The 22122-nt window shown below is 71.0% G+C and carries 18 protein-coding genes; 7 read left to right on the forward strand and 11 right to left on the reverse strand.

Features of this window, described 5'->3' with window-relative positions; all coding sequences use genetic code 11:
- Positions 1 to 31: 31 nt before the first annotated feature.
- The gene (locus ISU10_RS00970; RefSeq protein WP_194694473.1) at positions 32 to 3256 is read right to left on the reverse strand and encodes an ATP-dependent helicase; all 3225 of its coding nucleotides are present in this window, start codon (positions 3254 to 3256) and stop codon (positions 32 to 34) included.
- Between the two features lie 41 nt (positions 3257 to 3297).
- On the opposite strand from ISU10_RS00970, the gene ISU10_RS00975 reads away from it, so the two are divergent.
- The 3 genes from ISU10_RS00975 (at position 3298) to ISU10_RS00985 (ending at position 5543) form a co-directional block, all read left to right on the forward strand.
- Positions 3298 to 4518, forward strand: a complete 1221-nt coding sequence (locus ISU10_RS00975) for a CaiB/BaiF CoA transferase family protein (protein ID WP_194694474.1) — start codon at positions 3298 to 3300, stop codon at positions 4516 to 4518.
- 117 nt (positions 4519 to 4635) lie between these two features.
- On the forward strand, positions 4636 to 5043 hold the full coding sequence (locus tag ISU10_RS00980) for a winged helix-turn-helix transcriptional regulator (RefSeq protein ID WP_370864492.1): 408 nt from the start codon (positions 4636 to 4638) through the stop codon (positions 5041 to 5043).
- Positions 5040 to 5543, forward strand: coding sequence for a PaaI family thioesterase (locus ISU10_RS00985; RefSeq protein WP_194694475.1), 504 nt, complete (start codon positions 5040 to 5042; stop codon positions 5541 to 5543). The genes ISU10_RS00980 and ISU10_RS00985 overlap by 4 nt, the downstream gene beginning before the upstream one ends.
- 8 nt (positions 5544 to 5551) lie before the next feature.
- Here ISU10_RS00985 and bar read toward each other — a convergent pair whose 3' ends face one another.
- The 4 genes from bar to ISU10_RS01005 form a co-directional block, all read right to left on the reverse strand.
- Positions 5552 to 6646, reverse strand: coding sequence for a barbiturase (gene bar / locus ISU10_RS00990; RefSeq protein WP_194694476.1), 1095 nt, complete (start codon positions 6644 to 6646; stop codon positions 5552 to 5554).
- Between the two features lie 20 nt (positions 6647 to 6666).
- Positions 6667 to 7602 carry a carbamate kinase gene (locus tag ISU10_RS00995; RefSeq protein ID WP_194694477.1) on the reverse strand — a complete coding sequence of 312 codons (936 nt, stop codon included), beginning with the start codon at positions 7600 to 7602 and terminating at the stop codon, positions 6667 to 6669.
- Between the two features lie 70 nt (positions 7603 to 7672).
- The gene (locus tag ISU10_RS01000) at positions 7673 to 8938 is read right to left on the reverse strand and encodes an amino acid permease (protein WP_194694478.1); all 1266 of its coding nucleotides are present in this window, start codon (positions 8936 to 8938) and stop codon (positions 7673 to 7675) included.
- Between the two features lie 124 nt (positions 8939 to 9062).
- Complete coding sequence (locus tag ISU10_RS01005; RefSeq protein WP_370864494.1) at positions 9063 to 10508, reverse strand: MFS transporter; 1446 nt, start codon at positions 10506 to 10508, stop codon at positions 9063 to 9065.
- 132 nt (positions 10509 to 10640) lie between these two features.
- Between ISU10_RS01005 and ISU10_RS01010 the strand changes: the two genes are divergently transcribed.
- On the forward strand, positions 10641 to 11189 hold the full coding sequence (locus ISU10_RS01010) for a TetR/AcrR family transcriptional regulator (RefSeq protein ID WP_194694479.1): 549 nt from the start codon (positions 10641 to 10643) through the stop codon (positions 11187 to 11189).
- Positions 11190 to 11375: 186 nt separating this feature from the next.
- Here ISU10_RS01010 and ISU10_RS01015 read toward each other — a convergent pair whose 3' ends face one another.
- Both ISU10_RS01015 and ISU10_RS01020 read right to left on the reverse strand, forming a co-directional pair.
- Positions 11376 to 12113: an SDR family oxidoreductase gene (locus tag ISU10_RS01015; protein WP_194694480.1), complete on the reverse strand. Its 738-nt coding sequence runs from the start codon at positions 12111 to 12113 to the stop codon at positions 11376 to 11378.
- Between the two features lie 10 nt (positions 12114 to 12123).
- The gene (locus tag ISU10_RS01020; RefSeq protein WP_194694481.1) at positions 12124 to 12801 is read right to left on the reverse strand and encodes an SDR family oxidoreductase; all 678 of its coding nucleotides are present in this window, start codon (positions 12799 to 12801) and stop codon (positions 12124 to 12126) included.
- A 143-nt stretch (positions 12802 to 12944) separates the two neighbouring features.
- Here ISU10_RS01020 and ISU10_RS01025 point away from each other — a divergent pair, with 143 nt between their 5' ends.
- From ISU10_RS01025 to ISU10_RS01035, 3 genes are all read left to right on the forward strand, one after another.
- Positions 12945 to 13400: a hypothetical protein gene (locus ISU10_RS01025; protein ID WP_194694482.1), complete on the forward strand. Its 456-nt coding sequence runs from the start codon at positions 12945 to 12947 to the stop codon at positions 13398 to 13400.
- A complete protein-coding gene (locus ISU10_RS01030) occupies positions 13397 to 14890 on the forward strand; it encodes a multicopper oxidase family protein (protein WP_370864496.1) in 1494 nt (497 codons plus the stop codon). The genes ISU10_RS01025 and ISU10_RS01030 overlap by 4 nt, the downstream gene beginning before the upstream one ends.
- Positions 14891 to 14971: 81 nt before the next feature.
- Positions 14972 to 15730, forward strand: coding sequence for an SMI1/KNR4 family protein (locus ISU10_RS01035; RefSeq protein ID WP_194694483.1), 759 nt, complete (start codon positions 14972 to 14974; stop codon positions 15728 to 15730).
- A 209-nt stretch (positions 15731 to 15939) separates the two neighbouring features.
- On the opposite strand, the gene ISU10_RS01040 is transcribed toward ISU10_RS01035, so the two are convergent.
- The 4 genes from ISU10_RS01040 to ISU10_RS01055 all read right to left on the reverse strand — a co-directional run bounded on the left by ISU10_RS01040 (position 15940) and on the right by ISU10_RS01055 (position 21879).
- The gene (locus ISU10_RS01040; RefSeq protein WP_194694484.1) at positions 15940 to 17904 is read right to left on the reverse strand and encodes a hydantoinase B/oxoprolinase family protein; all 1965 of its coding nucleotides are present in this window, start codon (positions 17902 to 17904) and stop codon (positions 15940 to 15942) included.
- Complete coding sequence (locus tag ISU10_RS01045; RefSeq protein WP_194694485.1) at positions 17904 to 20003, reverse strand: hydantoinase/oxoprolinase family protein; 2100 nt, start codon at positions 20001 to 20003, stop codon at positions 17904 to 17906. Before ISU10_RS01045 ends, ISU10_RS01040 begins: the two co-directional genes overlap by 1 nt.
- 48 nt (positions 20004 to 20051) lie before the next feature.
- The gene (locus tag ISU10_RS01050; protein WP_370864497.1) at positions 20052 to 20720 is read right to left on the reverse strand and encodes a lysophospholipid acyltransferase family protein; all 669 of its coding nucleotides are present in this window, start codon (positions 20718 to 20720) and stop codon (positions 20052 to 20054) included.
- A 460-nt stretch (positions 20721 to 21180) separates the two neighbouring features.
- Positions 21181 to 21879: an MOSC domain-containing protein gene (locus ISU10_RS01055; protein WP_194694486.1), complete on the reverse strand. Its 699-nt coding sequence runs from the start codon at positions 21877 to 21879 to the stop codon at positions 21181 to 21183.
- Between the last annotated feature and the right edge of the window lie 243 nt (positions 21880 to 22122).

Below are 22122 nucleotides of genomic sequence, written 5' to 3' on the forward strand. Positions count from 1 at the left end.
TCTGGGCTCACCTCTGGGCTCATCTTTGGGCTCACCTCTGGGTCACCGACCCGGCCCCCTGGATGGGACAGATCGCCGTGAAGGCACAGTCACGGCAATGGGTGCCGGCGACCGCGGGGAAGGTCTCGGCACGCACCAACGCGGCCGCCCGATCCAGCTGCGCGCGCAGCGCGGTGCGCTCCGGGCCGTCGTCGGGGAAGGCGGGTTGCTGCTGGACGAGCGCGGAATCGCCCTCGGGCAGGCCGAGCTGGACGAGCTCGGCGCCGCCGGACTCGTGGTGACCCTCGACGGCGCCGTGGTCGACCGCGTATTGGTAGAGGCCGAGCTGCACGTGTCGCTGCACCTCGGGCCCGGATGGCTTGCCCTTGTTGGTCTTGAGGTCGACCACGACGACGCGGCCCTCGGCGTCGAGCTCGAGCCGGTCGGCGTAGCCGTGGAGGCGGACCTGCTCGCCGCTCCCGAGCTCGACGACCGTCTCGAACCTCTCCTCGGTGCCGACCAGCTTGCGCGGGTTGTGCTCGTGCCACTCCAAGAAGCGCGTCAGCGCGACCTCGATGCGTTCGTGCTCGCGGGCAGCAGACCACGGCGTGCGGAAGTGCAGGCGCGCCCAGACCTCGTCGACGTGGCGCATCAGCAGGTCGAGGTCGGGCGCGACCTCGCCGACGGCGACGCGTTGGGCCAGGGCGTGCACGAGCTGACCGATGTTGGCCGACTGGTGGGCCGGACCGGCGCCACCTGCCTCGGCCATCAGGAACCACTGGGTCGGGCAGGTGGTGACGTGCTCGAGCATCGAGGCCGAGACGGGCACCGGCTGGTCGGGGTCACGGACCGGCTTGACCGACCGCGTGGCGGCACGGGTGCCCCACCATGCCGACGGGTCGGCCTGGGGAACCAGGGCACGCTCGTGGACCGTCTCGGCGGCCAGCCTGGCCAGGCGGCGTGCGGCGGCCGATCGCAGGGCCGGCGTGGTCTCGGGATCGGCGACGGTGCGGCGCAGCTCGCTCACCAGACCCGCAAGAGACAGCGGTCGGGCGGGGCGGCCCTCGACCTTCTCGACGGTGAGACCGAGCTCGGCGAGGAACCGCGACGGCTGCTCTCCGTCGTCCTCGGCTGACGAGACCGCCGTGACGACCAGCCGCGACCGAGCCCGGGTGCAGGCGACGTAGAACAGCCGGCGCTCCTCTTGGAGCAGCTCGCGAGTGGTCACCGGCGGTACCAGCTCACCACGCCCGATCCGGTCGGCCTGGAGCATCGTCGAACGTCGACGCAGGTCTGGCCAGGCGTCCTGCTGGACGTGGGCGACCACGACCAGGTCCCACTCCAGGCCCTTGGAGCGGTGTGCGGTCAGCAGCCGCACGGCCGCACCACGCACTCCCTGCTCGGCCAGGGTGTCGGCCGGGATCTGCTGGGCGACCAGGCGCGAGAGGAAGTCGCGTACGCCGGCCGGCCCGGTGACCGCTGCGGCGTCGCGCTTCTCGGCCTCGCGGGCAGCCACGTCGAACAGTGCCACCACCGAGTCGAGGTCGCGGTGGGCCCGCCGAGCCGCGCCGCCTCCGAACTCGACCCCGCGACGCAGCCTGCCCGGCCACTCGGTGCCGGACCACAGCGACCACAAGGCGTCCTCGGCCGTGCCGCCCTCGGCGAGCCCGTCGGCCGTGCGTCGCAGCAGGCTGTGCAGCGTCCGCGCGGCGGCTGCCTCCGGTCCGGTGAGGTCGTCGAGGAAGCCGTCTCGCAGCACCGCGAGGCGGATCAGCTCCTTGGAGGTCAGCGGCAGCCGGGACTCGTCATGGGCAACGGACTTCTCGCGCGTGCGCAGCAGCCGCGACAGGCGACGCGTGTCGCCGGCGTCGAGGCCGCCGAGAGGACCGAGGAGCAGGGACTCGGCGCGGGAGTGGTCGACGTAGTCGGCCGACCCGTCGTCGTCGTTGTCGATGTTGACCGCCGCCCGGAGGGCGTCGAGCAACGGCAGCACCGACGGGTCCTGCACGAGCGGCAGGTCGTCGCGAGCCACCTCGACCGGAACGCCCGCAGCGCCCAGGGACCGGCGCAGGGACGGGATCGTGGCGCGCCCGGACCGGACGAGAACGGCCATCTGGTCCCAGGCGACGCCGTCCTCGAGGTGGGCGCGGCGGAGCAGGTCGGCGAGGTGCTCGGCCTCGGCGCGCTCGGTGTCGAAGGTCAGCACGCGGGCCAGGCCCTCGTCGCCGGTGTCGGCGGCGACGGGGTGGAGGAACTCCTCACGCGCAGCAGCGTCGATCGCGCCGGGGAGGCCGATCCGCCCCGCCACCCGCTGGCTGGCGACCAGGAGCCGAGGTCCGAACCGGCGGGTCGTGCGCAGCGGCACCACCGGCGCGGGGCTGCCGTCGGCGCGAGGGAAGTCGGCAGGGAAGTCGAGGATGCCGCGCACCTCGGCGCCGCGGAACCCGTAGATCGACTGGTGGGGGTCGCCTACGACCACCAGGTCGCTCCCATCGCCTGCGATGGCGCGCAGCAGCGCGACCTGGCCAGGGTCGGTGTCTTGGTATTCGTCGACGAAGACGTGTCGAAACTGCCGCCGCAGCTCCTCACGATGAGCGGTCGCCTCGATCACCGCGCGACGGATCAGGTCGGCATAGTCGGTCGCGGACTGGTCGTCGAGGTTGTCGAGGTAGCTCTTGAGGAACAGGCCCGCGGCTACATAGGTAGGGACCTGCTCGCGCTCCCCCAGGGCAACGAGCTGGTCGGCCTCCATGCCCTTCTCACGCGCACGAGACAGCACCATCTGCACCTCGCGCGCGAAGCCGCGCGTCTCCAGCGCCCGGTCGAGCTCCTCGGGCCAGACCACCGACTCGGGCGTCGGACGCAGCAGCTCGCGGACCACGACGTCCTGCTCGGGTGCCGACAGGAGTCGTAGCGGGGCCCGGTAGAGCTCACGCGGCGCATAGCGCCGGATCAGGCCGTAGGCGAAGGAGTGGATGGTCGAGCACATCGCCGAGCCGGTGGTGCGGCCGAGCCGGGCGGTGACGCGATCGCGCAGCTGCTCGGCGGCCTTGCGGGAGAAGGTCAGGGCCAGCACCTGGGAGGGGTCGGCACCTCGGACCTCGATGCGCTCGACGATCGCCTCGACCAACGTCGTGGTCTTGCCGGTGCCCGGACCGGCCAGCACGAGCAGCGGTCCGCCCGGATGGTCGACGACGCGCTGCTGGTCGGCGTCGAGCGTGGGGGCCAGGGCCCGTGCGCTCTCGCGCACCAGACGGTAGGTCGTCCCCGTGGTCATGCGCTCACCTTGTCATCCGGCGCCGACAGTAGGTTGCGGGCATGAGCGAGTCGACGTACGACGCCCCGGCCGACTCCCAGGCCGATGGTCCGTTGGCCGATGGTCCGTTGGCCGACCTCGTCGTGGTCGACCTGACCCGGGCCCTGGCCGGGCCGCAGGCCGCGATGATGCTGGGCGACCTCGGCGCTCGCGTCATCAAGGTCGAGTCGGCGACCGGCGATGACACCCGGGCCTGGGGTCCGCCCTGGACGGGTGATCCCGGACCGGGGGACCCGCACGACTCGACGTACTTCATGTCCGCCAACCGCAACAAGGAGTCGATCGTCCTCGACCTCAAGGACGACGCCGACCGCACGGTGCTCGAGCGGCTCGTCGTCCGGGCCGACGTGCTGCTGGAGAACTTCCGCACCGGAGTCCTGGACCGCCTCGGTCTCACCGTGGCCAGACTCCACGAGCTCAACCCACGACTGGTCATCGGGAGCATCAGCGGGTTCGGCCACGACGGACCTGAGGCGGGGCGCGCCGGGTACGACCAGATCGCGCAGGGCGAGGGTGGCCTGATGAGCGTCACCGGCGTCGACCAGCCGACCAAGGTCGGCGTCCCGATCGCGGACCTGCTGGCCGGGATGAACCTCGCGTACGGCGTGGTGGCGGCGCTCCACGAACGCTCCCGGACCGGCCGTGGCCGGGTGGTGCGCACCTCGCTGCTGGCCGGCATCGTCGGGGTCCACGCCTTCCAGGGCACGCGGTGGACCCTGGCCGGGGAAGTGCCTGGCCTCAGCGGGTCCCACCACCCGGCGATCGCGCCGTACGGCATCTTCGCGACGTCGACCTCCCCCGTGCAGGTGGCGGTCGGGTCCGAGGGGCTGTGGCAGAAGTTCGCCCGGGCGATCGGGCTCGACCCCGGCGACGAGCGCTACGTGACCAACCGCCTCCGCGTCGCCCACCGCGACGAGCTTGTCGCCGACATCGAGACGGCCTTCGCCACGCACCCGGCCGAGCACTGGCTCGACCTGCTGCTGGACGTGGGCATCCCGGCCGGCAAGGTGCGCTCCATCGACGACGTCTACGAGTGGGAGCAGACCCGCTCGCAAGGGCTGGTGCTGGACGTCGACCACCCGGCCTACGGCACGCTGCGCCTGGCCGGGTCGCCGATCAGGTTCGATGACAACGCCTTCTCCGGGGGGCGGTCGCGGCACCGGCCGCCACCGCTGCTCGACGAGCACGGCAGCGCGATCCGGGCCTGGCTCGACGAGGGCTGAACCCCGTCAGCCGGTCCGCTCGCGTCCGACCAGAGCAACCGCCTGGGCGCAGAGCGTCGGGGCCGACGTACCACGACTAAGTTTGACTTTCGAACTCACTCGCCGCACAGTGGGCCCGTGACGCCGACAGCACAACGAGACGTGGGTCTCGTCGCGCTTGCCTCTCTCCCCGGTCGGCCTTGTGCCATCGCCGCTTCGCTCGAGGTGGTGGGCGAGCGGTGGGCCCTGCTCGTCGTCCGGGAGGTGGGCCTGGGCGCCCGGCGGTTCAACGAGATCGTCGAGGGCACCGGCGCGCCGCGGGACCGGATCGCCTCACGGCTGGCCACGCTGGTCGAGGCCGGGGTGCTGGAGAAGCGTCAGTACCAGTCCGCCCCGCCTCGCTACGAGTACCACCTGACGCCGTCGGGTCGCGACCTGCTGCCCGTGCTCGAAGCGCTGCTCGTGTGGGGGCGGCGCCATGCCGTGTCCCCCGATGACCCCGACCTGAAACGGCGCCGCTGGGCGCCCCTCGAGGAGGACGCATGACCTCGACCGAAGCCACCGTCCGCTCGAGGACGGTGACGTGGGACGACCCGATGGTGACGGCGGCCGCTGGCCGTGGCGAGGTGGGGCTGGACTTCCTGCAGCGCATGGTCGCCGGCGAGCTCCCGGGCCCCCCGATCGCGTCGCTCCTGAGGATGTCGCTGGTGTCGGTGTCGTCCGGCTCCGCGGTCTTCACGCTCGCCCCCGACGAGTCGATGTACAACCCGATCGGAGTCGTGCACGGCGGCATCGTCTGCACGCTCCTCGACTCGGCCCTGGGCTGCGCGCTCCACACGACCCTGCCAGCGGGCAAGGGCTACACGTCGGTCGAGATCAAGGTCAGCTACCTCAAGGCGGTGCGGTCGTCCTCGGGTCGGCTGACCGCGACCGGCCGCGTCGTGCGCGCCGGCTCCCGCGTCGGGTTCACCGAGGGCGAGGTGACCGACGAGTCCGGCGCCGTCGTCGCCACGGCTACCTCGACGCTGCTCGTCTTCGACCTCTGAGGCAGCGTCTACCCCAGGTCGACGATCGCCGCGACCGGCCCGCCACCGTCGGGGCCCTGGTGGGCGGCCGAGACGGAGACGAAGACGGCAGGGTCACCGGTGACCGCAGCAGTCACGCCACCGACGCACGACTTGATCTGGCGGTGCCAGTGGACGTCGGAGTCGTCGAGCATCGCATTGCGCCGACCACGCACCTGGCCGTCGGCAGAGGCCTCGCACTTGAGGAAGACGTTGACGAGCCTGCCGCCCAGGTCGGCGGTGTGCGGCCGGTCGGGCAGCTCGAGGCCCGCGGAGCGGATGGCCTCCCAGATGCCGTCCTGGTCAAGGGCGTCGTTCATCACCGAGTGACCGATGCGGTAGCGCCCACCCACGCCTGTCGCGTTGCCGACCACGACCACCTGCGCCTGGTCGAGCTCGACGCCCGACGAGCACGAGGCCACCGAGGAGTAGAGCGAGCGGTTGTGCATCACGTCGGCATCGGTCGGCATCTCGATCTCGCCGAGCGCGACGGCGATGCCGAGCGCCGTACAGCCGTTGGAGAGGTCCATCGACTGGTGCGTCTCCTCGGTCCACACCGTCTTGCCGCGCGACTTGGCGTCGCGGATCGTGTGGATCGTCAGCAGGGGGGTCTTGGTCTGCACGTAGTGGACGTCGGCCGGGTCGGTGATGCCTGCCCGCTCCATGGCGATCCGCACCGCAGCAGCGACCTTCTCGATCATCGGCGTGCGGCCGATGTCCTCGGGCAGCAGCTGCTCGCTCATCGCGAAGCCGACCGTCAGTCGCGGCTCGTCGGACGGCTCCGCGTCGGTGGTGGCGAAGATCGTCGCATGCGGGCTGATGACACCGTCGGTGCCGCCCGACCACACGATCGGGACCTGCTTGACCTGGTCGGCCGGAGCGCCCGCCGCGACCAGTGCCTCGCGAAACGCCCGGTCGGCGATGATCCGCGTGTAGTCGTTGACGCCGCCGTTGCCCTCGGTCTTCCCGATGATGGCGATGACCCGACGGGCGTCCATCACGCCCGCCTCGATCAGCTTGGTCAGCTCGGAGGCGTCGGCGACGGAGTGGATCGGCACCTTGCGGACCTCGATCGCAGCAGGCATGGGGAGTCCTTTCGTGGCGGTCAGTCAGGCAGTACGACGGTGCCGGCGCGGCCCTCGACCGCGTCGACGATGCTGTCCAGGTCGGTGATCACAGCCGGGTTGCCGGTGGCGCGCACGAATCGGCAGGCGGCATCCACCTTCGGGCCCATCGACCCGGACGCGAAATGGCCGTCTGCGGCGAAGGCCTCCAGCTGCGAGACCCCGACGCGACCGATGTCCTCGGCCTCGGGCGTGCCGTAACGCAGCACTGCGTGGGACACGTCGGTGGCGATCACCAGCACCTCGGTGCCCAGCGTCTGGCCGAGCAACGCCGCGCCGAGGTCCTTGTCGATCACGGCCTCGATCCCGCGCAGCGAGCCGTCGTCCTCGCGGACGACCGGGATTCCGCCGCCACCGTTGGCGACCACGACGAAGCCGGCATCCACCAGGGCCCGGACCGCAGGCGCGTCGAGGATCTCCCTCGGCTCGGGCGAGGCGACCACGCGCCGCCAGCCCTTCTCGCCCCGGTCCTCCCAGGTCTCGCCGTGCTCGACCAGCACGGCCGCCTCGTCGGCAGGGAGGAACCTGCCGATCGGCTTGGTGGGCTTGGCGAAGCCCGGGTCGTCGAGGCTGACCAGCGCACGCGTCACGAGCGCCGCCGTAGGTTTCTCGAGGCCGCGTCGGGCGAGCTCGGCGTCGAGGGCGTCCATCAGCACGAACCCGAGCGTGGCCTGGGTCTGCGCACCGCACCAGTCGAGCGGGACGGGGGGCACCACGGCGGCGGCGAGCTCGTTCTTGACCAGCAGGTTGCCGACCTGGGGGCCGTTGCCGTGGGTGATCACCACCTCGGCGCCCGTCTCGAGCAGCGCCGCCACGGATGCCATGGCGACCTCGGCCGCGGCGATCTGGTCCTCGGGGCGGGCCCGTCCCTCGGCGTTGGTCATGGCGTTGCCGCCCAGCGCCAGGAGGACCTTCATGGCCACGAACCTAACGGCGCGGACGAACCGCACCCACGGCACGAACCGCCAACGACGCCGGTCGGCGCTGTCAACGGTTGCCAGCGGCGGCTACGGGTCTTCGGCGCCGAAGCGTCCAGAGCACCCCGATCACGCCCACGACCACCGGCGCCAGCACCCGCCAGCCGGCCACCGCGACGAGGCCGACCGAGGCCGTGACCGAGATGACCGCGGCGAGCCTGCCCCAGCCAGCCAGCAGACGTGTGGCAGCCGCCGTGCCGGCGAGGTAGACCAGGGCGAAGGTCGCTGTCGTCATCAGCAACGTGGCGTCGGTGTCGCGGCGGAGCAGTCCCAGCAGCGCGGTGGTGAGCAGCGCGAGCCCGGCGACCAGCCCGAGGGCCCTTCGCGGCACCTGCTGGGCACCGCCGCGAGCAGCCAGCCACGTGGGCAGTGAGCCGTCGCGCGCCAGCGACGCACCAAGCTCGGCCGCTCCGGCGAAGTAGGTGTTGATGGTCGCGATGGTGAGCAGCACCGCGACCACGGTCATGGCCGGCCGGGCCGGCTCGCCGAGCGCCGTCACCAGGAGGTCGGACAGCGGCGCCGGCCCGGGGTCGGGACCGAGCACGGCGACGGTGCAGAACGCGACGCCGACGTAGAGCACCGCCACCACCACGAGCGCCACGGCGGCCGCGCGGGCGATGTCGCGGCTGGGCGTGTGATAGCGCCCCGAGAGCGACGCCACGATCTCCCATCCCACGAACGCCCAGAGCAGGATGCCGGCTGCACGGCCGATGCCCGAGACACCGTGCGGGGCGAACGGCGTCAGGTTGTCCGGGCTCGCCTGCGGCAGTGCCAGCACGATCACCAGCACCAGCAGCGTCGCGAGGACGGCCGCGATCGCCAGCTGGCTGCGGGCCGACGCCTCGATGCCGAACCAGTTCACAGCCGTCACCACCACGAGGATCAGGGCAGTGACGACCAGCGCCGTCTCGCGGCCGCGCCCCAGCGCGTCGGCGACGTAGTGGGCCGCGAAGCCGGCGGCCACCGGCGCCCCGGCCGGGATGGTGAAGAAGAAGGCCCAGCCGATCGCGGTCGAGGCCCGGTCGCCGAACGCCCGGCGTACGTAGGTCGTGACACCGCCCCCGTCGGGGAACCGGGACCCGAGGGCGGCGAACGACGCCGCGAACGCGACCGAGACCAGCAGCAACAGGCCCCAGGCCACCAGGCTCGCGGGACCGGCGGCCTCGGCAGCCAACGAGGGCAGCGAGATGATGCCCGTGCCGATCAGGGCACCGAGCGTCAGCGCCGCACCCTGCAGCGCCCCGATGCCGCCGCCCTCTCGCCGTACCTCCCGCACGGCGGCGATCCTGCCGCAGGGCACCGACAGGCACTTGTCACGCGGGGTTATGCCCCCTGACCACGTGCCGCGGCGCGTGATCAGAGGCCACAACCCCGCGTTACAAGTGGCGGGGGGCGGGTGCTCAGGCGGCGTCCACGAGAGCCTCCAGCTCGCCGGTCTCCTCGGGTACGTCGACGGGGCGGCGCCGGAGGTAGAGCAAGGTGCCGGCGACGATCACGGCCACGCCGGAGAAGAGGGCGGAGGTCAAGAACGCCTCGTGGGCTCCGGGGAGGAACTCGCCCGGCACCGCGTGGGCGGCGTACACGGACACGATCACCGCGACCCCGACGGCGCTGCCGAGCTGCTGGGTGGTCTGCAGCATGCCGCTCGCCGCGCCGGCGTGCTCGGGCTCGACGCCCGCGAGGACGGTGGCGGTGATGGGCATGAAGCAGAGCGCACCGCCGAGGCCACCGAGCAGCATCGGCACGAACACCGCACCCAGGTAGGTGCCGTCGGCGTCGGCGTTGCTGAGCAGCACGTAGCCGACCGTCAGCGCCGTGGCGCCGGTGACGACCAGCCGCAGCGCACCGAACCGAGCCATCAGCCACGGCGTGAACCGGGACATCGTGAAGATGCCCAGGCTGAAGGGGAGGAAGGCGAACCCGGACGCGAGCGGGCCGAAGCCGAGGACGCGCTGGACGTACTGGACGACGAGGAAGAACATCGACAGCTGCGCCCCGACGACCAGGGCCATCATGGCCAGCGCCGCGACCCGCGTGCGGTCACGCAGCAGGCTCGGCTGGATCATCGGGTGCGCCACTCGGCGCTCGGTGACCGTCAGGGCGACCAGGGCGAGTACGCCGACCACGAAGCCGCCGACGGTCCGGACCGAGGTCCAGCCGTGCTCGGGAGTGCCGATCAGCGCCCACACGAGCGAGACGGCACCCAGCGTGGCGGTCACCGCGCCGACGATGTCGAAGCGACCTGGCCGCTTCGGCGTCTCGGCCACGAACATCGGAGCCAGGATCAGCACGGCGACACCGATGGGCACGTTGATGAACAGGGTCCACCGCCACGAGGCGAGGTCGGTCAGCAGGCCGCCGAGCAGGAGCCCGATCGAGGCGCCACCCGAGGAGACGGCACCGAACAGTGCGAGCGCGCGGTTGCGCTCGGCGTCGTCGCGGGCACCCGTGGTCAGCAGCGCGAGCACGCTCGGCGCAGCCAGCGCCGCGCCGATGCCCTGCAGGGCACGAGCGGAGACCAGCAGGTCCGGGGTCGGCGCCAGCCCCCCGAGCAGCGAGCCGAGCACGAAGACGGCGAGCCCGACCTGGAAGACCACGAGCCGACCACGTACGTCGCCGAGCCGGCCGCCGAGCAGCAGCAGGCCGCCGAAGGCGAGGGTGTAGGCGTTGAGCACCCAGCTCAGCGAGGCAGGGCCGAACCCGAGGTCGGCGTCGATGCGCGGGAGGGCGACGTTCACGACCGTCGCGTCGAGCACCAGCATCAGCTGGGCCATCAGCACGATCAGCACGCCGGTGCGCGCCCGGTCGGCGGTGGGGCGAGGCAGAGAAGACAGGGAGAGAGTCACGAGAATCCGTTCTGGCCCTGCTCGCCGCACGCATGCTGCGGCGATTGACGGGCCGTCGTACACTTAGTGGAGAATGACTCCGGTTACCGGACCAACCATACGGAGACTGTCTCCGTTTAGCAAGTGGGAGCCATGCGAGCCGACGCCAAGCGCAACCGCGACCGCATCGTCGAGGTCGCCCGCGAGGTCTTCCGCGAGCGCGGGTACGACGCCTCGCTCGACGACATCGCCAAGCGTGCGGGCGTCGGTCCCGGCACCCTCTACCGCCACTTCCCCTCGCGTGACGCACTCCTCGACGCCGTCATGCAGGCGTGGGTCGACCGCGTCACCGACGCGACGGACAAGGCGCTGGTCTACGAGGGCTCGCCTCGTGAGTTCCTGGTGTCGTGGTTCGAGACGTACGTCGCCCTGATCAGCCTCCACAAGGGCGGCCCGGCCAAGATCACCTCCGCCATGGGCGTCGAGGACTCCCCCATCGCCACCAAGACTCGCGTGCTCCTCACCCAGACCCAGCGCGTCGTCGACCACCTGCGCGCCCAGGGCGCCCTGCGCGACGACATCGACGCGCTGCAGCTGTGCCGGCTCGCCGGTGGTGTCGCGGTCGTCGCCGACCAGGGCGGTCTCGACGCCGACGCCACGCGTCCGCTCCTCACCGTCCTCGCCGACGGTCTCCTGCGCTGAGCGGGCCCTACCCCCCAAGCGCATGAGAGCGCATCGTGCGGGCCGGGGCCGAGCGGCGGGGGCGCGAGAGCGAAACCTGCGCGGACTAGCCGCCGCCGACGCCGAAGCGCTCCTCGAGCTCGGCGAGGGAGCGGCCGACGTCGTCGATCGCGGTCTCGTCCTCGACCCGGGCCGCCCGGACCGTCGTCACCGGCCACCTGCCACGCGGAGCGTGGTGCCGGTGACGTAGGACGCCTGGTCGCTCATCAGCCAGCCGATCGCGTCGGCGACCTCGGCGGGCTCGCCGACACGACCCAGGGGCACGAGCGGACCGACCCGGTCGATACGACCGGGCTCGCCCGCATCGACGTGGATCGTGGTCCTCACGATGCCGGGCGCGACGCCGACCACGCGGATGCCCTCTCCCGCGACCTCGATCGCGAGGCCGGTCGTGAGCGCGTCGATGCCCGCCTTGGCCGCGGCGTACTGCACGTACTCGTGGGGCGCGCCCAGCGTCGCCGCACCCGACGAGACGTTGACGACCACGCCGCCCCGGCCGCCGCGGCTCCTGCTCATCAGCCGGACGGCCGCGCGGGCGCACAGCACGGCCGAGGTGAGGTTGAGGTCGATGGTCCGCCGGACGACGTCCGGCATGGTCTCGGCCAGTGGCCCGATGTGCAGCGTGGCTCCCGCGTTATTGACCAGGCCGGTGACCGTGCCGAGCCCGGACGCCCGCCGGAACAGCTGGTCCACCCCCTCGTCGGTCGTGACGTCGGCGCGCACGAGGTCGACGGCGCCACCGTGCGCACGCAGGCTCACGGCCGTGGCCTCGGCGGTCGCGTCGTCGGTGGCGTAGCCGAGGACCAGGTCGTGTCCGTCGCGCGCGAGCCGATGGGCGGTCGCGGCGCCGATGCCTCGCGTACCACCCGTGATAACCGTCAGCATGAGGCCGACCCTAGGGGCGAGCCAGGAGTGCCCGCAGCGTGAATGCTCCGGCCGGCAGTCCGTGGCGGTCGTAGTAGGCGAACATCGCGCGCAGACCCTCGGGCGCATCGTTCGCATCGTTCGCATCGACCCTCACGGCGGCGACGCCGGCTTCGGCGGCGAGCTCGGCGACACTCGCCTGGCGGGTCGCCAGCTCGTAGGTTGCCCCCACGTGCCCGTCCTGGACCAGCACCGTCGCCGCAACCCGGCCCAGGTCGGCGAGCTCGAGGAACCCGAACCTGGCGTGCACGTCGTAGGGCACCTCGATCGGGCGCGCCCCGCTCAGGTCGAAGTTCTGCAGGTAGACCCCGGGCTGCAGGATCGTCCAGTCCAGGCCCGAGGTGCGGACCCGATGCTCCGACTCGGCCTTGCCCAGGTGGTGCGGCATCTCGGGAAGGTACGGCGAGGCCACCGAGTGGTAGACGACCCGCTCGATGCCCGCGTCACGACAGGCCGACAGTGCGTGCTCGACGTACGCCGGCTCGTCCGGGTGGAAGTTCGGGGCGACGACGTACGCGGCGTCGCACCCGCGCAGTGCATCGGCGAGCGCGCCCCACTCACGGCGACCGACGGGCCGGGCCCCGACCCCGCGCTCCACCAGCGCCGAGCCCACCGCCTGCCCGGTCTTGCCGTTCCCTCCGACGATCACCACCTGCATGGTGCTGCAACCTACGACCTCGCCCTCGCGCACCACGGTCGATATCTGTCGGGACTCCGCAGCACTAAATGCGCGACAACACGCACAGAACCCGGCATCCTGTTCGCGTTACGTCGAGCTAGGGGGGCCTACCTATGAGGAACGCGTACCGGATTCTCGCCGGCATCATCTGCGTCGAGGTCGTCATCCAGGCCATGGCGGTGGTGTTCGCCGTCGCCGGCCTCGGGAAGTACATCACCGACGGCAACGTGGTCGACAAGGCTGCCTTGGAGTCGGAGGACCTCGAGTTCACCGGGGTCGTCGGGTTCATGGTGCACGGCATCAACGGGATGATGATCATCCCGCTGCTCGGCGTCGCGCTGCTGGTGATCTCCTTCTTCGCCAAGGTGCCGGGCGGCGTCAAGTGGGCCGGCATCGTGCTGGGATCCATCGTGGTGCAGGTCACCGCCGGTCTCCTCGGCCACGACGCGCCCTACATCGGCCTGATCCACGGCCTCAACGCCTTCATCCTGTTCGGCTCGGCCATGAACGCCGCACGGTTGGCACGCACCGCTGACGCGGGTGCAGCCAGCTCGCCCGTCGCTGCGTGACCGAGGAGCAGCCCGCTCCTCCGGCACCGCAGGTGCTGGTTGCCGTCAAGGCACGCTGGCGCCAGCTCGTCGCCATCGCGGCCGCGCTCGCGATCGTCCTCCCCCTGGCCTGGATGTGGTGGGACAGCCGGATGCCCGGCACCTACTCGGTCATGGACATGGGGTACGTCGACGCGGGCGGCGGCCCGGAGCCGATGGGCTCGATGGCGGCAGGCCATGCCGGGCACGAGATGACCAGCGTCGCCGACCTGGTCGCCGACCCCGGCCGCGAGCCCGACGTAGTCGTCGAGCTCACCGCCACGCAGGGGCAGGTGACGCTGGCCTCGGGTCGCAAGGTCGACGGCTTCATGTTCAACGGCACCTCGCCTGGGCCCACCATCGAGGCCACTGAGGGCGACCTGCTCGAAGTACGCGTGCACAACGACGACGTGGGCGAGGGCATCAGCGTGCACTGGCACGGCGTCGACGTGCCCAACGCCGAGGACGGAGTCGCGGGCGTCACCCAGGACGCGATCCGCGCGGGCGAGGACCACACCTACCGGTTCGTCGTCGACGACCCCGGCACCTACTGGTACCACTCCCACCAGGTGTCCCACACGCAGGTGCTGCGAGGACTGTTCGGGGCGCTCGTCGTCCATCATCGCGATGCCACCCAGGACGCCGACGTGCTCGCCGTCACGCACACCTATGGCGGCACGCGCACGCTGAACGGCGAGGAGGGCGTGGTCACCGAGGACGTCGCAGCCGGCGCGGTGGTGCGGGTGCGCATCGTCAACACCGACAACGGCGCGGCGCAGGCCTGGACGTCCGGTCCGTTCCAGGTGCTCGCGGTCGACGGACGAGACGTCAACGGACCCACCGACGTGGAGGGGCAGCGGGTCTCGGTGCCTGCGGGCGGGAGGTACGACCTCGAGGTGACCGCGCCGGCTCGCGTCCAGATCGGCTCGACCGCCCTGGTCCTCGGCGAGGACCCGGGAGAGGTACCGCAACCTCGCGAGAAGCTCGACATGCTGGCCTACGGTGAACCGGCGGCGCTGCCCTTCGACCCGACCGATCCCGACCGCACCTTCCGCTACTCCATCGGCCGGCGTCCGGGATTCCTCGACGGCAAGCCCGGCTTCTGGTGGTCGATCAACGGCCACCTGTGGCCCGACGTGCCGATGTACCTCGTCGAGGAGGGCGACGTGGTCGTCATGGAGATCGAGAACCACAGCGGCGAGGTGCACCCGATGCACCTGCACGGCCACCACGCGGTCGTCATCGCCCGAGACGGCAAGGCCGCAACGGGCAGTCCTTGGTGGGTCGACTCCCTCGACGTCGACAACGACGAGACCTTGACCATCGCCTTCCTCGCCGACAACCCCGGCATCTGGATGGACCACTGCCACAACCTCAAGCACGCCGTTCAAGGACTCGTGGCGCACCTGATGTACAGCGGCGTCGACACGCCGTACCGCCTCGGCGACGACAGCGGCAACGAGCCCGAGTAGCCGATTCGTCGGCAAGTCCGAGCGGAGGAAGTCCCGGTAAACCGCTGACGAATCAAGCGGGTGGCCGCACAGTAGGTCGCTATGGGCAACCTCAGCGACGAGCTCGTGCAGCGACTGCGAGCGCGAGCACTCGATCCCGCCGGCCGCTCGGGAGACGCCGCCTTGGCAGCGCAGAGCATCTCTGTAGGCGATGCTCTGGCCGCGCAGCGAGCCGAGCTGGCTGGGCAGCCGGCGGGCATCCAGGAGGGCGTGAACGAGTACCTGCAGGGCATGAGCTCACCGTTCGCCGGCATGATCCACAACGCCCTCACCGGCGACGGCAGGCAGGCCGGAGGCCTGCTCGGCGCGCTCTCGAGGCTGACCGGAGGCAAGCAGCTGTACGCGATGACCGGTTCAGGCCCGGTGTCCTTCGGCAGCTCGGCCGACCCGACGCCCGCGCCGCCTCCCGCCACCGAGACTGCTGTCGCGGACGCCGAGCACCGCCTGGGGTTTGCGCTACCGGGCGAACTTCGGCGCTTCTACCTGGAGGTTGCCGACGGTGGCGTCGGTCCGGGCGCCGGCGTCTACAGTCTCGACGAGCTCCTCGACAAGCACCGCGAGGTGACGTCCGAGCCGGTCGGCCCGCAAGGGCAGGACTGGCCGTCCACCCTGCTGCCGATCAGCGGCGAGGACTGGGACCTGGTATCGCTCGACCGTACGACGGGCCGCCTCGTCTACTGGGACCTCGAGGAGCTCGACGACGACGACGAGCTGCCCCCGGGCCAGCCCACCTGGGCCGCGTCGTTCGTCCCCGAGGCCGACAGCCTCCAGGCCTGGCTCAGCTCCTGGCTCGACGACTGACTGGACGGACCGGGGTGGTCGGGCGGTCGGGATCCCCGGACATCCGGGGATTCCGACACTGGTGACCCCGGCGGCCGCTCCGGAAGGCGTAGGGACCAGCCGTACGGGTCACAAGTTGCGGTCGGCCTGCCTGCTCACCCGAGGTGTAGACCGTCGAGGCTGCTCGTTCTCGACGTCGTAGCGAGCAATGCCTGCATGATCTCCGGCGCTCAACCGATGACGTCCACCGCCGCGTAGGCGGCCCCGTCGGCGAGCCGGGCGTACCCGGGGCCGCGGTCGAAGAACGGCGTCTGCTCCTGGTCGACCTTGTCGAGACCACGACCAGCGCGCTCGGCAGCAGTCGCGTCGGCGTCGTAGGCGAGGGAGTCGTCATCGAGCGAGCCCGTGAGCACCACGCCGTAGGACCTCAGGGCCGCCTGCGCCGACACCTTGCGCCAGATCACGTCCCTGACCACCAGGGACGGGTCGCGCGCCAACGGAGAGCCCCAGCCGCCGCCACCCGTCGTCCGGATCCGGATCACCTCGCCTGCCTTCACCGGCTCGCCGTCGGCGAGGGCGTCGACCTGGCGCTCGGCAGGCCCTCCGGGGTCGATGGTCACCTCGAACGGCGCACCCGCCAGGCCCCCACGAACACCCCAGCAAGCGAGGATCGAGCGGTCGGCGATGGACATGAAGTGGGCGTCCTTGAGCATCCGGATGTGCTTCTCGTACCCCAGCCCGCCGCGGTACTCCCCCGCGCCGCCGGAGTCCATCGCCAGCCCCAGCGACTCGACGCGGAACGGGAAGCGCGCCTCGGTGAACTCGCTCGGCAGATTTCGCGAGTCGGGGACGACGTGGATGGTGTCCTCGCCATCGGCGTAGTAACGCCCGCCGGAGCCGCCACCGAGGACCTCACGCATCAGGTAGGAACGGCCGTCGAGGTCCTCGCCGTACACACCCGTGTAGCGGATCGTCTCCTGGTCGGCGGGCATCTTGCCGTCGACCGCCTTGGCTACCACACCCGCGAGCACACCGAGCAGGCGCAGGATCACGAACGTGCGCGCGTTCGTCGGGGCCGGGAAGACCGGCGTCAGCAAGGTGCCGGGCTCGGGGAACCGCATCTCGATCAGCGGCACGATGCCCTCGTTGACGTCGAGCTCGGCCATCCGCTCGGGGGTGTCGGCCAGGTTGCGCAGGATCGGCGCCAGCCACTTCTTGAGGAACACGCCGTCGCTGTAGTCGCCGCAGTGGTTGATCGGGCCCTTGGCCTGTGCCGACGTGCCGTCGAAGTCCAGGATGATCCGCTCGCCATCGGGGTCGTCGGCGGCCGTGCGGGTCAGGGTGATCCTTTGCGTGTGCAGCATCGGCTCGTCGACGCCGTCGTGCTCGGCGTAGTCCTCCCAGACCCACGAGCCGACGGGGATCTTGGAGAGGATCTCGCGACGGTACGTCGTGGTGGTGCGGTCGATGATCGCGTCGAAGCAGGACTCCACGACGTCCACGCCGTAGCGGTCGAACAGCTCGCCCAGCCGCCGCGCGCCCATCAGGCAGGCCGAGCACTCGGCGTCGAGGTCGGCGGCCAGGCTCTCGGGCATCCGGGAGTTGCGGGTCATGATCGACAGGGCCGCCTTGTTGGGCACGCCGGCGTCCCACAAGCGGATCGGCGGCACCATCAGGCCCTCCTCGAAGACACTCGTCGCGTGGCTCGGCATCGACCCCGGAACCGCGCCGCCGATGTCGTCGTGGTGGCCGAAGGCCTGCACGAACGCCACCACCTCGCGCTCGCCGTCCGGCCCGGCGAACACCGGCACCGTCACGCAGAGGTCCGGCAGGTGGCCGATGCCGCCCTCGGAGCGGTAGACGTCGTTGTGGAAGAACACGTCGCCCTCGCGCATCTCCTGGATCGGGAAGTCACGAGCGACGGGGTGGACGAGCGCGGAGTACGAGCGACCGGTGAGCTTGCGCAGCAGCCGGTCGTGGATGCCGGCTCGGAAGTCGTGGGCGTCGCGGATCATCGGGCTGCGAGAGGTACGAGCGATGGCGGTCTCGACCTCCATCTCCACGGAAGCCAAGGATCCCTGGACGATCTCGACGAGCACCGGGTCTGCGCTCGCCCCGGCGTCCGGGGTCAGCGGGCCGAACGGGAACTGGGTCGGTGCGCGCCGCGATCCGCCGGTCGAGCTTGTCGAGACCATCAGTGGCTCCTCGTCACGATCAGGTTCAGGTACTCGTCTACCCGGACCTGGAAGCCCGGGTGGATCGGCACCGTCGACCCGAACTCCTCGATGATCACCGGCCCGGTCACCTCGCTGCCCGGCAGCAGGTCGGCCCGCGAGACGACCGGCGTGTCGACGTACCCGGCCTCGGCGTCGAAGCAGACCGACCTACTCTCACCGGGTCTCGTGACAGGCGCTGGCGCGCCTTGCTCGACCAGCGGCGAGGAACGCCGGATCTCAGGTCTCTTGATCGGCCCGATTCCCGAGACCCGCAGGTTCACCCACTCGACCTGCTGGGAGTCGTCGCCGGAGAAGTCGTAGCCGTAAAGAGCGCGATGCTCGGCGTGGAAGGCGTCGGCCACCGAGGTCAGCGCGCCAGCGTCGAGGGCGCCCTCAGGCACCGGGACGCGCACCTCGAAGGCCTGCCCGAAGTACCGCAGGTCGGCGGTCCTCTGGAACACGTGCTGCTCGGGCGCGAACCCCTCCTTGGTCAGGGCCTCGGCGGCCTGCGCGGCGAGGGCGCCGTACACGGTGGTCACGTCCTCCGCGTCGAGGCGCTCGGCGAGGGAGACGTGGGTCTGCACGTAGTCGTTCTTGACGTCGACGGTCAGCAGCCCGAACGCCGAGACGTTGCCGGGGTTGGGCGGGACGAGCACCGTCGGGATGCCGAGGATGTCCATCAGCCGGCACAGCAGCAACGAGCCCGAGCCGCCGAACGTCGTGAGCGTGAAGTCGCGGACGTCAAGGCCCCGCTTGACGGTGACCTGGCGCAGCGCGTTGGCCTGGTTCCACGCGGAGATCTCGAGGATGCCGGTCGCACACGACTCGGGCGTCAGGCCGAGCTTCGAGGCCAGCAGGTCCACGCCGTCACGCGCCACCTCGACGTCGAGCGGGATCTCGCCGCCGAGCAGGTGCGGCGGGATCCGGCCGAGCACGACGTGCGCGTCGGTGATCGTCACCTCGCTCCCGCCCTTGCCGTAGCAGAGCGGACCGGGGTCGGCGCCCGCCGAGTGGGGCCCGACCTTGAGCGTCCCCTCGGGCGAGAGCCACGCGATGGATCCGCCACCGGCACCGACCGTGACGACGTCGATCATCGGGATCTTGGACGGGTAGGCACCCACCGATCCCTCGGTCGTCAGCGTCGGCTCGCCGTCGATGACGACGGACACGTCGGTGGAGGTCCCGCCTCCGTCACTCGTGAGCACCTTGTCGAAGCCGGCGACCTGGGCGATGAGCGCCGCCCCGAGCGCCCCCGCGGCTGGACCGCTCAGCACGGTGGTGATCGGCTGGTGCACGACCTCGTCGGCCGACAGGACCCCACCGTTGGACTTCATCACGTAGAACGGCACGCGCCGCGCGCCGGCGTACTCCGAGAGCCGTCCCTTGATGTTGTTGACGTACGCCGCGAGCCGGGGCTTGACCGCCGCGTCGACCAGGGTGGTCATCGCGCGTTCGTACTCGCGGTACTCGCGCAGCACCTCGCTGGACAGCGACACCACGGCGTCCGGGTGCTCCTCGGTGAGGACGGCGCGAACCCGCTCCTCGTGCTCCGGGTTGGCATAGGCGTGCAGGAAGCAGACGCCGAGCGTGTTGATGCCTTGGTCGCGGAACCACCGAGCGACCGCCCGGGCGCCGGCCTCATCGAAGGGCCGCACCTCGGCGCCGGTGAAGTCGAGGCGCCCGCCGACGCCCTTGACCAGGTGGCGCGGGACGATCCGGTCGGGCTTGACCCAGAAGTAGGAGTTGCCGTAGCCGTCGGGCACCGACTGTCGGGCGATCTCGAGCATCGCCTCGTAGCCCTCGGTGGTGATGTAGCCGAGCGCGTCCACCTTCCCCTCGAGCAGCTGGTTGGTGGCGACGGTCGTGCCGTGGCTGACGGCGCTGATCGCGTCCCCGTCGCCCTCGGGCAGGCCGAGCAGCCCGAGCACCTTGTCGATGCCGGCCATGAAGCCGTCAGCCGGGTTGCCCGGCGTGGACGGGGTCTTGGTGGTGACCATCTCGCCGGAGTCCTCGTCGAAGGCGACGACGTCGGTGAAGGTGCCACCGGTGTCGATGCCGATGCGGATCCTGCGAGTCATGCGTCAAGTCTTGCGATGGCGTCGCGAGCGGGCGACGGCAACTAGTGCCTAAGCATCCGGCGCGCGGTCGTTGTAGACGCCAGCGGGCTCTTGGCCGGAGAGCATCTGGATCGCGGCCATGATCTCGTCGGTCACCTCGCGCCGGGCCCTCCCGAGCGGCACGCCGCTCCCGCGGCCGCTGAAGTCCAGCGCCTTGCCGAACTTGACGGTGACCTTGGCGACCTTGGGGTACCTCGACCCGATCGGCTGGATCCTCTCGGTGCCGACCAGCCCCACGGGCACCACCGGCACACCCGCGGTGAGCGCCAGGTGAGCGACGCCGGTGCGACCCCGGTAGAGGCGACCGTCGCGCGAACGGCTGCCCTCGGGGTAGATGCCGAACGCCTCGCCCCGACCGAGCACCTCCAGCGCCGTCTCCAGGCTGTCGATCGCCGCCTGGGTGTCCTCTCGGTCGACCGGGAGCATGCCCAGACCCTCGAACCAGAGCCGCTGCGCGGTGCCCTTGACCCCGCTGCCCTTGAAGTAGTCGGACTTGGCGAGGAAGACCACCTTGCGCGGCGCCACGGACGGGATCACGACCGAGTCCACGAAGCTGAGATGGTTGCTGGCCAAGATGACCCCACCGTCCTTCGGCACGTTCTGCAGGCCGAGGACCCGCGGTCGCCAGATCGCCTTGAGCAGCGGCGGTACGACGGCGTGGATCACCTCGTAGATCACCGGCCCATTGTGTCGCGATGAGACCGCCGTGTCGCAGGGGGTTCCTCCGCGGCCGTTGCGCGAGGTCTGCACCCAGGTCCGAGCGCGCTGCGCTCGCCGGAGAAATAGGTGAAGGGCCCTCGCGAGTATGAGTCGCAAGGGCCCTTCAGGTTGACCGGTACCGGTGACGCTTCCGATCGATCAGCCCTCCGTCTCCAGTCCCGACAGCTTCGTCACCCTGCTGCCGCCGCTGGGCTTGCGCCCGCGGTGTGGACCTTCGCCTTCCGGCTGATCCCGCTCTCCCCGGAGGGATTGCGTAGGAGAGTTCTATGTCCTGCGCGAGCCACCGCGCAAGAGGAAACCCCAAGAAAAATGGGGGAATTCTCGACATTGCCCCGTCGTCCACACGGATGGCCGATTCCTCCACAGGGATCGGCCCGTCATCCACAGGACCGGACCGCACCTGTGGACTCCGGCGCCGTCAGGACGGTCGTACCGGGTCGCCCACGGCGACGCGGCCGGGGCGGCGTACGTCGGCGTACACCGCCAGGCACAGCTCGCGGCTCTCGCCCAGCGCCCGGAGCCAGCGGGTCGTGGTGGTGAGGCCGTCTTGCGCCAGGTCGATGGTGCGGCAGCGTTCGACGCGCTCGACGACGGTGAGCCCGACGCCGCCCGCCGTCCCGATCTCGACGTCGCGCCCCACCCAGGTCTCCTCCTCGAAGGGCTCGGCAGTGTTCACCACCAGGTTGACCCGGAGCCGACGACGGTCGGCGTCGATGCCGAGCTCGCGCTCGCACCACGCGAGGGTCGCCGTGCCGACCAAGGACACCGAGCCGGCGTCGAAGTGGGTGACGCCCTGCTCGGGCAGCACCCGGACCGGGTCGCCGAACCTGGTGCTCAGCTCCGCGTCGAGCTCGCGGCTGCCGGCCGGCCAGGACGCACCGCCACGAGTGACGTGAACCGGCCCGTCCGGGGTTGTCGCTGCGGCGTAGTGGAAGACCTCGTCGCGGCGGCGGAACCGTCGGCTGTCCTTGCCCGCCGCGAACCGGCCCTCGTCGTCCACGACGGCGTACGCGCGGTCCCCGACCAGCCCCCGGGCGTCGACCTCGATCTGCTCGATCGCCTCACCACCCATGGACTTCACGGGGTAGCGGCGGATCTCGATCAGCTGGGCGGGCACGGCGTCAGCGTAGGTGACCCGATCTCCACAGATGAAGCACGTTCGTTGTGGACGAAGCCGACCCGGCTGTGGACGAACGCCTCACTCCTGTGGACGACACGCCGAACGCTGTGGAAGCAGGAGATTTCCTCGAAATAGTTGGGAATTCCCTCTTGCGGAGGGTCGTGAAGACCCCGTAGAACTCTCCTCACGAACTTCCTCCGGGGAGTTCGGGTCTCACGAAGGTGAGGGTCCACACGGTGG

The organism is Nocardioides agariphilus (genome assembly GCF_015352445.1).
In the GTDB taxonomy this organism is placed as follows: Bacteria; Actinomycetota; Actinomycetes; order Propionibacteriales; family Nocardioidaceae; genus Nocardioides; species Nocardioides agariphilus.